This window comes from Kaistella treverensis (genome assembly GCF_900114045.1).
Lineage (GTDB): Bacteria > Bacteroidota > Bacteroidia > Flavobacteriales > Weeksellaceae > Kaistella > Kaistella treverensis.
Map to the genome: position 1 here is coordinate 1 of NZ_FORQ01000001.1, position 15,268 is coordinate 15,268.

The following is a 15,268-nucleotide window of genomic DNA, read 5'->3' on the forward strand; positions in this document are numbered from 1 at the left end:
CAAATCGAATTTGGATATCCACTTTTAATTCCATTTATTATCTTGATTTTCATAAACTCAACAAAACAAAATAATAAATTTGAACTTTCTTTTAATTAAACAGAAACCTGAAAAGCACTACAGATAACAGGGTATTTCTACAAGCGGGTATGAAGTTTTCATCGAAGATTTTTGCGATTAATTCAGTTTTTAGCAAGTAGAAAGTTTTCGTATTTTTAGCCCGCCTGCAGAAATACCCGGCCGTTATCTGCAATGACATAAATGCGGCTAACAGAATTAAAAAACAAAAAATATTATAATGAAAATTACTAAACGGGACATTATTTTTTTCTTCGCAGGAATTTTAACATTATTTTTAATTCAGTGCATTATTGACTGGGAAGGAACTATTGGAGCAATGACACAAGGATTTAAGGACGGCTATAACGATGCCCCTCTGAAAAGATAGCACTGCAGATAACATAGGTTTGGCGCAATGCGGGGATTCGTCCGAGTTTTACTTCTAGAAAAACTTATCCGCCACTGCTTTTCCGTTTCACAAATTTTTCTTAAGTTAGTTCCACGGAAAAAGCATTGGCTCTGTTTGGTCTGAATTGAACTTTCCGTTCAATTAAGCCCGCACTGCGCCAAGCCCTTTCCCGTTAGCCACAATATTTGAAAAACGCAATGAAGTTAAAATTTTTCTTTCTATTCATTACAATGTTATTTATACCCAAATTTTATTCACAGGAAATAGAATATCATGTTTTAATGATTGGCAAGCCTCAAGAAATATTTTTAAAAAAAGACCTAAATAATAATTACAGTGGAAAAATTATTACTAAATTTTATAAACCTAGTAAATACTTTTTAGGAATTACGTTACGAAAGTATAGTGAAATAGAAATCAAAACTAATTTGGATTCAACTATTGTAAAAGAAACAATTAATGATTTAAATAAAGCTGGAATTAATAGTCTTGAGAAATGTGATTCGAATGAAGAATGTAAATCAATCAAATTTCTAGATAGTGATTTTCTTGTTTTCAAAATAAATACTCAAAACTCATCCGAGACATTTGAATTTTCTGAAGTTTATCCTGAAGAATTGAATTCTAATAACATTGAAAAAAACTTTATAAGGAGAAAAGCTCAAATTTTAATTACACTTATCGACAATAAAATAAATTTAAAAGAACAATTTAGAATAGCAGAAAAAAATATATCAAATCCTTATTGTTACTCTTGTGGAGGAATTTCTTCATGTTGTATAGAATAATACTGCGGCTAACAGTGTATTTGCAAAATGCGGGGCTTAAATCAAAGTTGAAAAGCATCAACAATTTACACGCAAAAATGCTTTTCATCTTGATTTTATTTGTAATTTAACAATCTGAAAAAGCATTTTGCTTCGCTCGATCTGAATTGAAGTTGCAGTTAAATCAGCCCGCACTTCGCAAATACTTTTTCCGTTAGCAGAAATTTTACAAAATTTTGTGTTTAAATTAATCGATATGAAATTTCCATATATCATTATATTATTAAGTATTCTTTTCTCATTTTTTGGTTGTGTACAACTTTATAAAATTGAGAATAACAAATATGGAGAACCAATATTAAATGATAAAGCGAAATATACTTTTAATGAATTTCTTTCTGAAGAAAACTCCAAAAAAATTGATACAACAGCATATTATATCGAAGTTTTTGAAGGAAGATATTACAACGAGGATGAAAAAAATAATCCAAGAATAATAATCTTTCATAATGATGGATTTTTCAAAAGAGAATCTGTGAAATATTTTGGCAAATGGAATGAAGTAAGAGGTAAAAATTCTGTTTACTATGGTGGAAAATATAAAATTATTGGTAACAAAATTTTGTTTGAATCTTTTGGAAGATATCCAGATATGAAAAGATTTTATAAAAGAATATACGAAGCAAGAATTGAGGGAAATAAAATAATATTTGATGATAAAAATTGGATATCTGTGTTTGAAAAAAGAAAAACTTTAAAATAATAAAAACTGCTGCTAACAGTGTATTTCTATTAGCGGGGTTGAAGTTTACATCATAAAGATTTTTGTTAATTGTTCATTTCGTTATATTTACAAAGACTTGTCATTAAATCCCCGCCAACAGAAATACCCAACCGTTAGCGGTAACCTTATGACGACCATAGTAAAATGACAAAGGAAAAAAAGAACATACAGAAAACTGACGGAGGAATTTTTCGAATATTCGAATTAATTACGGAATCGATTGGTTGGTTACAAATAGTTGCTTCTCCTCTTTTGATTGGACTAATTTTAGGTGCAATTATCTATTTTCCTGATCCAACAACGACAAGACTTGCTTTGGGAATTATTGTAGCGACCTTGGGACTTGTTATAGGTGTAATTTGGGCGACAAAACAATGGAAAGGAAAAGGAACTATTTGGTTTATGTCAAGAATAATGGCGACACCTGAATTGGACAAACCAGACGAAGAAGTTAAACCAAACACTGGAAGCAATGACGGACAGAAAGGCAACCGCTAACAGCATTGGCTATAGGCGGGGTTTCGTCTCCGCTTGACAGTTTTGTGGTAGCCGAAAGTTCAGTTCTCCGAACAAACTTCTGTGCTGAAAAGCCCGCCCATCGCCAATCTGCCAAACGTTATCTGTAATGAGTGAAAAAATTTACATACAAATCAAGTTATTTTTACTTTTGTTTTTGCTTACTCCTTTTTGGGGATACAGTCAAGAAAAACCAAAGGTCAGGTTTGTTGTTGAAAAGGGAAAATTTCTTTTCGATCAGAAAAGTTATAAAATATATAAAAAGCAATCTGAAGATTTTCTAGAAAGCGAAAGAAAAACTGATAGCATATTAAAAGCTAATCCAAATATATTCGTCACAGTCATAGATGACAGAACAATTGATTTTCCTAGATTTGATAGTGCTACTGCAGTATTCAAAAATAAGATTTTAGAAAATATTAAACTTGATGAGAAAAAATTAGGGCTAAATACGATGTCAATATTTATTGATAAAGCTGGAAAAGCGAGAAAATTCCGATGCCTCAAAAGTTCCGACAGAAAAATTTGTAATCAAATAAAGAAATTGATTTTTACCGAGGACTTTAATAAGTGGTCGCCGGCAAATTATTATGGTATTGTAGTAAATTTTGATTTTGTGTTTTCTATAATAGTTGACTATAATTCTTTAAAATATGATTTAAAAAATAAATGGTCGAGGGGAAGCAACCTCCAAAAGTTTCAAAGTAGAAATTCTCACTACAGATAACAGTGTATTTGCAAAAAACGGGGTTGAAATTTTCCGTTGAAAATTTGGTTTTAATATCCGCAAAAATTCTTTTCATCTTTCTTTTTTTCTTAATTTAGAAATCTGAAAAAGCCTTTGCTCGTGGAGGTTTTTCTTACCACTTTTGGTTTGCAGTAGTCCGTACTTCGCATAAAGGACAACAATCATTACCACGTGCCGCTTACGCTTTCGGCGTTCAGATACTCCACGTACAGAGGGAATTAAAATTATTGCGAAGAAAAAAGGCCGCCTTTTTTTACAAGCCACAGCAGAATTTCTTGCGGTGGCTTTTTTCTTGACTAAAGTGAAAAAAAAATGCCGTTTAAGCGGCAAATTTTTCTGAATATTTGGACAACATTAAAGCATAAGTTCTGTGGAAAATATTACCTGCTAAAAGGCTAAATTTTTAAATTTTAGTACTGAATAATTTCTGAACGAATTATAGTATATTCAACTTCTAAAAACTGCAGATTTTATGATTAAACTTTACTTTTTTATTTTTTCTCTCTTCCTTTTTTCCTGTAAGGCGCAACAGAAAAATTCTGTAAAAATAAATTCTGAAATTAACAAAGAATATCTGGCGAGTAAAAAATCGTTCGTCGGAGAACTTTCTCCGGAAGATTATAAAGAAATCCGAAAACTTATTTCCGATGAAATAAAAACGCAAGTTCCAGCTGGTAAATCAATTCTAATTAATTTTGATCAATATGGTGTAAACTGTTTTGGAAGTAAGCATAACGAAAAAACCGCTATGGCCGTCATCGATAGAAGAGTTAGCATCTCTGCCAGAATGTCAAAAGAAAATAACGCACAGGATTTTTTTGTTTATACCACTAAAGTTTTGAATAAGCACCGGTATGAGAATAGAAAAAATTTCCTGCTGGATTCCGGTTTTTTTGCGAAATATATTTTTACGCTGAATGAAAATTGTAGCGCATTTTTTATTTTAAAACCCAATGGTGAGTTTATAAAATATTATGGATCAGTTTACTACTCAGAAGTTGAAAATTTCTTGAAGAAAAAACCGAAAAAAACCTCCAAATAGCACGAAATTTTTTCGACGAAAACCTCAGAAATACTTCATTAAAATTTTAAAAAATAACCATGAAAAAATACGGATCGAACTTATTCTTTTTCGCTGGTGCGCTAATACTTATTGCGAAAATTGCAAATATTATCTTTGGTTTTAGTGATCAGATTAATAGTTATATAAATTATTTCATGTTCACAATTATCGGTCTTTATTATATCTTCGGTTTTACTTCACCAAACAAATCAATTAAATTTATAGTTTTCTTTTGTGGAATTTATCTCATATTGATGAACTTTATTCCGAAAAGTACGATGGTGGAAATTTTTGGTATAATTTGTATAGTTGCTCCAATGCTGATTCGTAGATTTTCGCCCGAAATGCGAAAAATTGCTCCAGAAGACGCGGAATAAATTTTAAAAGCTCAAAACCCTTTCACTTGAAATACACTGATTTTTTCTCTATTTTTACTTGAAATTATATGCCTCATGCAAACCAAAACCATATTTCAACGCGTATTAAACGGTGAAAATATTCCCTTCAGCGATCCGGAATATTCAAAAATTTTAAACATTTAATTTCATAAACCTTAAGCCGAAATGCCAACTTTTGTACATCTTGCCGACGAACGCGACGCTGAGAAAATCCGGAAAAACGGCATAAAATCTCGCAAAAACTTCGGCGTTTACTGCATGCCGGTCATCCAGAATTTTTACCTTTCGCACCAGTGGCTGCGCGAGCTGAAAAGAGACGGCACCAAATCGATTGTCGGAGTGTATTTCAAAATGTCTTCGGCTGAAATGGTTTTCGCGGGCCGCTACGGGCAGCGTCACCGCCATATTACGGCTGGCGAGGCGATCAAAGAAATTATGGCTTTGGACGATGCGTTAGGTTATGAATTAATCGTGGACCGGAAAATCGAAGTAAAGGAAATTGTCGGTATTAAGCATTTGCCGCAAACCTTGGGTTGGCGATACATGCCGGACAGTCACAACAAAAAGCCTTGCTCCTGCGAATATTGTCTGAAAGGCACCATCAAAGGGCGCCGCACTTTCAACCGTCTGGATTCCGAAGAGTAAAACGTGGAAAAGAAAAAATACAGCTTTTATGCCCAAAAAAATCCGTCCGCCTTTCCCGGAATTTCCGGTTTTAATGAATGACAGAATTACGCTGCGACAAATTTCAGCTGCTGATCTTCAGTCATTAATTGAAATTTCTTTCTACGACGGAATTCCCGCGAAAACTTTCGAAGAAGCGCTTGCAATGAATAACAGAATAAATGAAGATTACGCGCGCGGAAATTCTCTTCATTGGGGAATTGTGGAAAATTCCTCCGGTGAAATTGCCGGAACCTGCGGCTTTTACCGCGGTTTTGAAAACGATGCCGGCGAGCTCGGTTGTGTTTTGCTTCCGCAATTCTACGGAAAAGGTTTAATGACTGCCGCGCTTCAGCTAGCCTGTGAATTTGGGAAAAATGTCCTCAAATTGCAGCATATTTTTGCCGTCTCCACTTCTGAAAATCAAAAAGCAATTTCTCTTCTCGAAAGACTGAATTTTGTAAAAACTGAAAATTTGCCCGAAAAGCAGGTAAAATTTGAACTTTTTTAAAGTGAAGTGAAGATATTTCTCACCGAAAAACAATTATAAACTTTTAAATCAGATAAATGAAAGTTACACCAGAACATAACGAAAAAATTGCCAGACTTACTTTTGCTTCGGTTTACCCGCATTATGTGGCAAAAGTTGAGAAAAAAGGCCGCACACAAGCTGAGCTTCACGAGGTTATCGAATGGCTGACTGGTTTTAATGAACAGAAAATCCAGGAACTCATCGACGAAAATGTCACTTTTAAAACCTTTTTTGAAAGTGCGAAACTGAATCCGAAAGCAGAACTAATTACCGGCGTGATTTGCGGTTACCGCATTGAAGAGATTGAAAATATGCTGACACGCCAGGTGCGGTATTTAGATAAACTGATCGACGAGCTCGCTAAAGGCAAAAAAATGGAAAAAATTCTACGACAGTAATTTTTTTAAAATTAAAAAAAATGCCCGTAAAGCATCAATTTTTTCTTTTGGTTTAAATTAAATTTGGGTTCAATTTCAAAAATTGAATTTGCTTTATGTTTTAATTAAATTTTGTAAAACTTAAAAATTTGCCCTTAAAAGCCAGTATTTTTTTGTTTTGTAAATCAATTTTTTCGGGCTTTTTTCAGCGTTTTTTTTATCTTAGCGAAAACTGACAGGAAACTAAAACTTAAACAAAGTTTATTCTTTCTTAAATTCTTAAAAATTCGCCACAACCGCACAACAAAAACTAAATGAAAAAAATCCGAAAATATTATACGTGGACCACTTCAATCCCTTTGTTGGCGTGCGTTTTATATCTGTCCGGTTATCTGAATGATAATTTGGTTTTCCAGGCGATCGCGGGAGTTTTACTTATTTTTTGCGTGATGTCCGCGGTGCACCATTCCGAAATCATCGCGCATCGGGTAGGAGAGCCGTACGGAACCATTATTCTGGCGGTTTCCATCACGATTATTGAGGTTGCGATTATCGTTTCCCTCATGATCAGCGGCGGCGAAGAATATGCGCCGTTCGCGCGAGACACGGTATATGCTGCAGTGATGCTCATTTTAAACGGAATTGTCGGACTTTCTTTGTTCATCGGTGGCAATAAATTTCACACCCAGACTTTTTCGCCACATTCTGTAAGGATCGCGCTTGTCGCTTTAATTTCGATCGTTGCTTTCACCATGATTTTGCCCACTTTTACGAAAGGTCAAGCGGGTCCGTTTTACACTGAAGCGCAGCTTGTATTTGAATTTATCGCCTGTCTGGCGATTTATATCGCTTTTATTTCCGCACAAACCGGCAAACACCGCGAATACTTCCTCACCGAAACCGGCGACTCTCCCGAGGAAGATCACACCGACGATGTTTCCAGACAGTCGTTGTGGATCAGTATTGTCTTTCTTTTAATCAGTCTCATCATCGTGGTTTTACTGGCCAAAGTCTTAACCATTCCGATTGAAGACTTAATCTTGTATTATGGTTTGCCGAAAAGTTTAGTCGGTATAATCATTGCCGCGATCATTCTTTTACCGGAAGGTATTGCAGCGGTGAATGCCGCGCGGTCCAATAAGCTCCAGACCAGCTTAAATTTAGCTTTAGGTTCCGCAATAGCAAGTATTGGTTTAACCATTCCTGCAGTATCTTTAGCCAGCTACATATACGGTTTTCCGCTAGTGTTGGGGCTGGATATCGTGCCTATTATTTTGCTGGTGATATCCATATTCACCGTGCTTATTTCACTTATTGGTGGCCGCAGCAATTCGGTGTATGGTGTGGTATTGTTGGTGAATCTTTTAGCTTATATTTTCCTGACCATCAATCCGTAAAAAAAGGCGGTTCAAGCACGGATTTTTTTATTATTTAAGATTTTTTTTTTCTGACCGAAATTTCTAAACGTTTGTAAACGCTTAATTATTAAATTTTTAAAGAAATAATTTTGCTGTTCGAATTTTTATATTTTACTTTGTAGTACAAAGTACTTTTAAAATTAATTTAAAAATAAATCAAATTATGAAAACGCTCACCAAAGAAAGATTAAATAGCTATCGCATCATTTCGCTGATAATTACACTAATCGGAATTGCTCTACTGATTTTTATGATCACCGTAGAAAGTGAGCCTGGACTTTTGCCGTTGCTGCTATTTTTCTCCGGAATTTCAGCTACGCTTTACTTCCATTTAAAACTGAAAAATCTTGCCAAATAGCGGCGGATTTTTCTAAACTACATTTAAAAGAAAACACCTAAATACCTCAGAAAAAATGAAAACACTAGAAACATTCGAAAAGAATTCCAACAAAAGATTGGTTGGTTTATTGGTCGGCGTCGCTGCGATTTTATCGTTTTTTGCCATTTTGCAAGTCACCATCGGAACGGGAATCGACGGGCAGGGCTTTAACTGGAAACTCGACGATTTCGTCGTTATCGGCGGCTTGCTGCTTGGCACCGCTTTGCTTATCGAATTTGTCCTTCGAAAAGTAAAAACCCGCAATATGCGGATTTTAATCTGTACCTTAGTTCTGTTGGCTTTTGTCTTGATCTGGATTGATCTTGCCGTCGGAATTTTCAATATTCCCGGCTTTTCCGGCAGCTAAGTTGAGCTGAAAAAATTAAAGATCATCGCCCGAAAATTTCAAAATCGGGCGATTTTTTTCGTAAAAAATAGAATTATTTGCACAAAAATATCATCATTCATGATTCAAAAAATCCTTTCAGAATTCACCGATGCAGAACTTTTGCTGGAAAGTAGAAGAATGAAATCCACGCAGTTTATCAATGCGGTTTTGTTTGGAGTGATGATCGGCGTCGCAACTTACAGCACGATGAAAAACGGTTTCGGAATCCTGACATTTTTCCCGCTGCTTTTCATCCAGATGTTGCTGTAAAACCGTTCCCGCAAAAAAGCGGTGGATGCTTTGGTCAAAGCAAGAAATTTGGCTTAAACAACTCAGAATTTTCAAACCTTTCTCAAAAAAATTAGCCGCTTTTTGACAATTTTTTTCAAAAATGCAAAAACGTAAAAAAAATGCCCTTTACCAGCGCATTTTTCAAATTGAAAATTTTCGCCCTTTTAACACCATATTTTTGTAAGTATTTCTTTCTGCTTTTAACAGCGCATTTTTTAAAATTGTATTTTTTCACCTCTATAACAGCAGATATTTCCATTTTCCCACATTCTCAAATTTTCAAATTTCCACATTTTCAAATTACCAAATTACCACATTATCATATTTTCTTTAAATTTACGGCATGAGTAATTTTATCGATTTCGGCGCGGCCAAAAAGCTGAAGCAACTGCAGGAAAGTCAGAACAGAATCTGTAACTTATTTGATATCAAATACCCGATTGTGCAGGGTGGAATGATCTGGCATTCCGGTTGGCGGTTGGCGTCGGCGGTTTCTAACAATGGTGGTTTGGGCCTGATTGGTGCCGGCAGTATGTATCCCGATATTATGCGCGAAAACATCCGGAAATGTCAGGCAGCGACGGACAAACCTTTTGGTGTAAATGTGCCGATGCTTTACCCAAATATCGATGAAGTCATCCAGATAATTTTGGAGGAAAAGGTGAAAATCGTTTTCACTTCCGCCGGAAATCCGAAAACGTATACGGAAATGCTTCAAAAAGAAGGTTTAAAAGTGGCGCATGTCGTTTCCTCCACGAAATTTGCCATGAAATGTGAAGATGCCGGCGTAGACGCAATTGTTGCGGAAGGTTTTGAAGCCGGCGGCCATAACGGTCGCGATGAAACCACGACTTTATGCCTTATTCCAAATGTGAAAAAACATATTTCAAAACCATTGATCGCGGCGGGCGGAATCGCGCTGGGTTCTCAAATGAAGGCGGCGATGATTTTGGGCGCTGATGGCGTGCAAATTGGGTCGCGGTTTGCGGCGACAGTGGAGGCGAGCTCCCATGAAAGCTGGAAAAATAAGGTGGTTTCGCTGAACGAAGGCGACACGCATTTAACCTTAAAAGAATTGGCGCCGGTGCGTATGGTAAAAAATAAATTCTTCTACGAGCTTGAAAAATTATACGACCAGGGGCGCGATCCCGAAGCATTGCGTGAAACCTTAGGCCGTGCGCGCTCAAAACGCGGCATGTTCGAAGGTGATTTGGAAGAAGGCGAATTGGAAATCGGGCAGGTTTCGGCGTTGATTGAGGAAATTTTGCCCGTAGAAAAAGTGTTCGAAAATCTGCTGCGCGAATATCGGGAAGCGACTGCAATAGACTTATAAAAAAATTCCGCCTCAAAAAAGAGACGGAATTTTCTTTATTAATATGAAGTGTGGTGTACGGTTTTAACTTAGATCGGTCGTCGAGCGCCTTGTTTTTTACCGTTAAATTTTTTCATCACGTAACCTAAAATCATTGGTGCCGCGAAAATTAAAGCTCTTCTAAATAATGTTCCCATAATTGTATTTTTTAATTGAAACTTGATTTGCAAAAATTTTGCCAAAAAAGCCCGATATTTTTTTGAGCAGCTTTCATTGCGAGAAATGAAGCAATCCCAATTTCAAAATCACTAACCTAAAACTTTCAACGCTTCTCCTTCGAAAGAAATTCCGTTCCGACCAAATTGCTGAAAATTCAGTATGTTTTGGTGATCGCTTCCTTCCGGATTTTGCAAAACATCAGTTCTGTAGAAATCACCGAAGAGCGCCAGCGTTTCCTCTTTCGAAAGTTTATTAAGTTTCGCGAAACTGAAAATTTTGCAGGAACCGCTATTTTCACCCGCTTCGTTCACCGTATTTCCATTGGTGAATTTTGTCGGCGTGAAATCATAATGTTCGTCGATATAAGCAATAACTTCTTTAAAGTTGATGGTTTCTGGGGAGGTTCTGAGTTGGTTTAGGATCATTTTTATTTTTTAATTCAACAAAGTTCTATTATTTGGCGGATTTCCAATACTATCTACAAAGGAATGTTGATAAATTTTTCCCATAAAATGATCAAAACTTGCTTATATTTGATTGATAGCTAGGATCACATTAATTGGACAAATTAAACATAATATGGTGTCACTTGTGTTATTTTTGTTAGATCTTTTTACTAGTGTAGTGCAATTAGAAACAAACTATGAAAGCATATTTAGAAGATGTATTTAAGACATCAGGGATTCCGACTCATACATTCGTAAGACCTGAGGAGTATAACACGATTTTAGTTTCTTTAAGAACTAAAGGTAGGTGTTTAATCGTAGAGGGACCGTCAGGAATTGGGAAAACTACTTGTGTAATTAAAGTTATTGAAGAATTAGGTCTTAATAAAAATGTTACCTCATTAACCGCTAGAAAAAAGGATGATTTAGAACTAATTAAGCTTCTGCCAGAATTCCAAGGTATGGGAACGGTTATCATTGATGACTTTCATTTATTAGAATTTGATTTAAAATCTTCGATTGCAGACTATATGAAAGTGTTAGCAGATGAAGAGAGAGTTGATGATAAATTAATTCTCATTGGAATAAATAAAGCAGGAGATTCATTGGTACAAATAGCAGGTGACTTAAATAACAGAATTGACACAATCAAATTTGAACAAAATCCACTAAATAAAATTATTGAGCTAATCGAACTCGGGGAGGAAGCCCTTAATATTCAGATAAATACAAAAGAAGAAATTGCTCAATTAGCGAAAGGCAGTTTTCATATAGCACAGTTGCTGTCAAAAGAAACTTGTATATACTCTGAAGTCTTAGAAACTTGTAATGAAACAAAAGATTTAAAATCTAGTATTGAGGTAATTAAAGAAAAGGTATTATTAGACTTTGATAGAATATTTTATCCAAAAGCTAGAAAATTTGCAATTGGAAATAGATTAAGAAGAGAAGGAAGGGCACCTTATTTACACCTTTTATATTGGCTTTCGACTTCTGAGGAATGGGCTATTCAAATTGATGACTTATACTTAAAATATCCAGAAAACAAACTTAGTATTGCGCAAATTGTCGACAAGGGATTTCTAGAAGCAATTATACGTGATAATGAGGAGTTGAAAGATGTAATTCACTTTGATCCGAACTCAAGGGTTTTAGCTGTGGAAGACCCGAAATTTATGTTTTATTTACGAAATATACTTTGGTCTAAGTTTGCAGAAAAAGTCGGTTACATTAGTCTTACCTTCTCAAATAAGTATGATTTTGCACTATCGTTTGCAGGAGAAAACAGAAACCTCGCCTCGAAAATAAATGATCTACTACTTGAGCGAGAAATTTCCGTCTTTTATGATAAAAATGAGCAGTCAAGAATATTAGCCGAAAATGTCGAAGAATATTTAGCACCTATATATAAATCAGAAGCATATTTTGTAGTAGTATTATTAAGCAAAGAATATCCTAAAAAAATTTGGACAAAATTTGAATCTGATAATTTCAAAGAGCGATTTGGTACTAACTCGATTATTCCTATTTGGTATACTGATAATTACCCAAGTTTATTTGATGAAACTCAAAAACTTGGTGGTTTAAGTTTTGATCCTACTAAAGACATTGATCTACAAGCTAAAGAAATTACAGAAATTATAGTTGAAAAATTATCAGACCATAGAAGTAAGCAAAAAGAATAAAACTCACTACAACATCACCTAAGAGCAAGCGGTCGCAAAGTGCTAAATTTAAAGTGCTTGCCTTTAATAACTTTTTGTTGTGGTGGAAAGTAAATCGAGTTTAATGCCCGCCTGTTCTTAGCCTTGACCGTTGGCACACATCGATGAAGAATAGCAAATACTCAATCATCATTGTAATAGGTTTAATTGTTGCCGGAGCTAATTTTAAAATGGTACTTATTTAAACATGATAATCAGAACAAAAGTTGAAGTAAAATATCACCCCACAAAAAAAAACCACCTCAACTGAGGTGGGTTTTCTTATTTTAAACCTTTAATTAAAAACCTTCTGGTTTTGTATCGGTTGGGTTTTCACCTTCATTTAGAGGTTTGAAAGTATCATCGCCAGCTGGTCGCTCATTAGTTTGTCCGCTGTGTTGAGCTCTGTCTCCACCGTTTCCGTCTCTGCGATCACCTCTTTGGCCGTTGTCACGGTTGTTTCGGTTATCGCGGTTTTGCGGTCTGTCACCTTGTGGACGATCGCCCTGCGGACGATCGCCTTGCGGTCTTTCTTCTCTCGGAGGTCTTTCTAAAAGCACTTTTCGGGAAAGTTTCATTTTTTTACGGTCATCGTAGCCCATAAATTTCACTTCCACCATATCGCCTTCGTTGTACGGAACTTTGTCCAAACGTTTCCACTCGATTTCTGAGATGTGAAGCAGACCTTCAGTTCCTTTCGCAATTGCTACGAAAGCACCGAAATCCATTACTTTCACTACTTTTCCGTTGTACACGCTTCCAACAACTGGTACGAAACAGATTTCGTTGATCGCTGCGATGGTCGCGTTGATATTTTCTCTGTTAACACCGGAAATTTCGATTCTACCGATTTCGCCAATTTCTTCAATCGCGATAACTGTTTCGAAATCTTTCTGCATTTGCTGGATAATTTTTCCTCCAGGTCCGATAATGGCGCCGATGAAATCTTTTGGAACTTCCAAAACTTCCATTTTCGGTGCGTGAGGTTTCACGTCTGGTCTTGGAGCATCGATGGTTTTCAACAATTCGTTCAGGATGTGTAATCTTCCGTCTTTTGCCTGGATCAAAGCTTTTTCCATGATGTCCATGGTTAAACCTTCTACTTTAATATCCATTTGGCAAGCGGTGATTCCGTCTGCAGTTCCTGTTACTTTGAAATCCATGTCACCGAGGTGATCTTCGTCTCCTAAAATATCAGAAAGAACGGTGAATTTCCCGGATTTCGGGTCAGTTACCAAGCCCATTGCAATTCCGGAAACCGGTTTTGAAATTTGTACACCGGCATCCATTAATGCTAGAGTTCCGGCACAAACTGTCGCCATGGAAGACGAACCGTTGGATTCTAAAATATCAGAAACGATACGGATGGTGTAAGGATTTTCCGTTGGGATCATTTTCGCCAAAGCTCTTTGAGCCAGGTTCCCGTGACCAACTTCTCTTCGGGAAGTTCCTCTTAAAGGTCGTGCTTCACCCGTAGAAAACGGCGGGAAGTTATAATGTAAGAAGAATTTCTGGTCGTAATTGATGGCTACGGTATCTACCATATTGGCATCTTTTACAGAACCTAAAGTTACAGCGGTTAAAGATTGCGTTTCACCTCTGGTGAAAATTGCAGAACCGTGCGCGCCCGGTAAATAATCGATTTCTGACCAAATTGGACGAATGGTATCCGGAGATCTTCCGTCCAAACGAACTTTTTCGTTCAAAATCATCTGACGCATGGCTTCTTTTTCCACGTCGTGGAAATAGATTTTTGCAAAAGGTTTTACGGTTTCTAATTCTTCTTCTGAATATTGAGTTAAAAATTCCTCTAAAACAGCCTGGAAATTGTCGTGTCTTTCTTCTTTTGCAGAAGCGGTTTTTGCTACTTCATACACTTTATCGTAAGTTGCTGCCCAAACTTTCTCGCGAATTTCTTCGTCGTGCTCTTCGTGGGAATATTCTCTTTTTGGAAGTGATTTGCCAACTCTTTCGGCAAGTCTTTCCTGAGCTGCAACCTGAACTTTAATTTCTTCGTGCGCGAATTTGATCGCTTCGATCATTTCCTGTTCAGAAATTTCATTCATTTCGCCTTCTACCATTACGATAGAATCTTTCGTAGCGCCCACCATAATATTCAAATCTGCTTTTGCAAGATTTTCCATGCTTGGATTTACTACCAATTGACCGTCGATTCTGGCAACAGTAACTTCGGACATTGGTCCGTTGAAAGGAATATCGGTAATTGCGATGGCTGCAGACGCCGCCAAACCTGCAAGTGATTCCGGCATGCATTCTTTATCATAAGAAATCAGGGAAATCATCACCTGAACTTCTGCGTGGAAATCTGAAGGGAAAAGCGGACGCAAAACGCGGTCAACCAATCTCATCGTTAAAATTTCTTCATCAGAAGGTCTTGCTTCTCTACGGAAAAAGTTTCCGGGGATTTTACCTGCAGAATAAAATTTCTCGCGGTAATCTACTGTTAAAGGCAAAAAGTCTACCCCTGGTTTTGCATCTTTACTGGCGACAACGGTTGCTAAAAGCATCGTTCCGCCCATTCTTACTACAACAGCACCATTAGCTTGTTTCGCTAATCTTCCTGTTTCGATGGTGATTTCTCTACCATCATTTAATTGAATTTTTTCAATAATTGCTTGTGGAGCATTCATAAAATTTGATCGTCTTGGACACTCCGTATTGAGTGCGTTATTATTTAATTTATTTAAATTTTCGTGTGCAAATATACGGTTTTTTCACCACTTAAAAATGTAGAAAAACCGCGGTTTTTGGTCTGTTTAGCAGGTAAAATTTAA

19 protein-coding genes are annotated in these 15,268 nt (G+C 36.4%); 17 read left to right on the forward strand and 2 right to left on the reverse strand.

What is annotated here, in order from left to right; translation table 11 throughout:
- Positions 1-298 precede the first annotated feature (298 nt).
- The 16 genes from BMZ55_RS11290 to BMZ55_RS00075 all read left to right on the forward strand — a co-directional run bounded on the left by BMZ55_RS11290 (position 299) and on the right by BMZ55_RS00075 (position 10,126).
- A complete protein-coding gene (locus BMZ55_RS11290; RefSeq protein ID WP_177179763.1) occupies positions 299-448 on the forward strand; it encodes a hypothetical protein in 150 nt (49 codons plus the stop codon).
- A 218-nt stretch (positions 449-666) separates the two neighbouring features.
- Entirely contained in the window at positions 667-1,257 is a 591-nt protein-coding gene (locus BMZ55_RS00005; RefSeq protein ID WP_143068729.1) for a hypothetical protein, read from the forward strand.
- A 235-nt stretch (positions 1,258-1,492) separates the two neighbouring features.
- Complete coding sequence (locus tag BMZ55_RS00010; RefSeq protein ID WP_089817554.1) at positions 1,493-1,999, forward strand: hypothetical protein; 507 nt, start codon at positions 1,493-1,495, stop codon at positions 1,997-1,999.
- Positions 2,000-2,164: 165 nt separating this feature from the next.
- Entirely contained in the window at positions 2,165-2,518 is a 354-nt protein-coding gene (locus BMZ55_RS00015) for a hypothetical protein (RefSeq protein ID WP_089817556.1), read from the forward strand.
- Between the two features lie 127 nt (positions 2,519-2,645).
- Complete coding sequence (locus BMZ55_RS00020; RefSeq protein ID WP_089817558.1) at positions 2,646-3,263, forward strand: hypothetical protein; 618 nt, start codon at positions 2,646-2,648, stop codon at positions 3,261-3,263.
- Positions 3,264-3,431: 168 nt separating this feature from the next.
- Complete coding sequence (locus BMZ55_RS11370; RefSeq protein ID WP_089819317.1) at positions 3,432-3,506, forward strand: hydroxyisourate hydrolase; 75 nt, start codon at positions 3,432-3,434, stop codon at positions 3,504-3,506.
- 250 nt (positions 3,507-3,756) lie between these two features.
- Positions 3,757-4,326: a hypothetical protein gene (locus BMZ55_RS00030; protein ID WP_089817560.1), complete on the forward strand. Its 570-nt coding sequence runs from the start codon at positions 3,757-3,759 to the stop codon at positions 4,324-4,326.
- 59 nt (positions 4,327-4,385) lie between these two features.
- A complete protein-coding gene (locus tag BMZ55_RS00035; protein ID WP_089817562.1) occupies positions 4,386-4,724 on the forward strand; it encodes a hypothetical protein in 339 nt (112 codons plus the stop codon).
- 186 nt (positions 4,725-4,910) lie between these two features.
- Positions 4,911-5,390 carry a hypothetical protein gene (locus BMZ55_RS00040; RefSeq protein WP_089817564.1) on the forward strand — a complete coding sequence of 160 codons (480 nt, stop codon included), beginning with the start codon at positions 4,911-4,913 and terminating at the stop codon, positions 5,388-5,390.
- 28 nt (positions 5,391-5,418) lie between these two features.
- On the forward strand, positions 5,419-5,919 hold the full coding sequence (locus BMZ55_RS00045) for a GNAT family N-acetyltransferase (RefSeq protein WP_089817566.1): 501 nt from the start codon (positions 5,419-5,421) through the stop codon (positions 5,917-5,919).
- Positions 5,920-5,975: 56 nt separating this feature from the next.
- Positions 5,976-6,338: a DUF2200 domain-containing protein gene (locus BMZ55_RS00050; protein ID WP_089817568.1), complete on the forward strand. Its 363-nt coding sequence runs from the start codon at positions 5,976-5,978 to the stop codon at positions 6,336-6,338.
- Between the two features lie 293 nt (positions 6,339-6,631).
- A complete protein-coding gene (locus BMZ55_RS00055; RefSeq protein WP_089817570.1) occupies positions 6,632-7,714 on the forward strand; it encodes a calcium:cation antiporter in 1,083 nt (360 codons plus the stop codon).
- A gap of 184 nt (positions 7,715-7,898) precedes the next feature.
- Positions 7,899-8,093 carry a hypothetical protein gene (locus BMZ55_RS00060; RefSeq protein WP_089817572.1) on the forward strand — a complete coding sequence of 65 codons (195 nt, stop codon included), beginning with the start codon at positions 7,899-7,901 and terminating at the stop codon, positions 8,091-8,093.
- Positions 8,094-8,148: 55 nt separating this feature from the next.
- Positions 8,149-8,481 carry a hypothetical protein gene (locus BMZ55_RS00065; RefSeq protein ID WP_089817575.1) on the forward strand — a complete coding sequence of 111 codons (333 nt, stop codon included), beginning with the start codon at positions 8,149-8,151 and terminating at the stop codon, positions 8,479-8,481.
- A 99-nt stretch (positions 8,482-8,580) separates the two neighbouring features.
- Positions 8,581-8,772 (forward strand): hypothetical protein, encoded by a 192-nt coding sequence (locus BMZ55_RS00070; protein ID WP_089817577.1) that lies wholly within the window; start codon positions 8,581-8,583, stop codon positions 8,770-8,772.
- A 364-nt stretch (positions 8,773-9,136) separates the two neighbouring features.
- A complete protein-coding gene (locus BMZ55_RS00075; protein WP_089817580.1) occupies positions 9,137-10,126 on the forward strand; it encodes an NAD(P)H-dependent flavin oxidoreductase in 990 nt (329 codons plus the stop codon).
- A 287-nt stretch (positions 10,127-10,413) separates the two neighbouring features.
- Here BMZ55_RS00075 and BMZ55_RS00080 read toward each other — a convergent pair whose 3' ends face one another.
- Positions 10,414-10,749, reverse strand: a complete 336-nt coding sequence (locus BMZ55_RS00080) for a HopJ type III effector protein (protein WP_089817581.1) — start codon at positions 10,747-10,749, stop codon at positions 10,414-10,416.
- Between the two features lie 218 nt (positions 10,750-10,967).
- Here BMZ55_RS00080 and BMZ55_RS00085 point away from each other — a divergent pair, with 218 nt between their 5' ends.
- On the forward strand, positions 10,968-12,455 hold the full coding sequence (locus BMZ55_RS00085; protein WP_089817583.1) for a TIR domain-containing protein: 1,488 nt from the start codon (positions 10,968-10,970) through the stop codon (positions 12,453-12,455).
- Positions 12,456-12,772: 317 nt separating this feature from the next.
- Here the strand turns inward: BMZ55_RS00085 and BMZ55_RS00090 are convergent, their stop codons facing one another.
- Positions 12,773-15,124: a polyribonucleotide nucleotidyltransferase gene (locus BMZ55_RS00090; RefSeq protein WP_089817585.1), complete on the reverse strand. Its 2,352-nt coding sequence runs from the start codon at positions 15,122-15,124 to the stop codon at positions 12,773-12,775.
- Between the last annotated feature and the right edge of the window lie 144 nt (positions 15,125-15,268).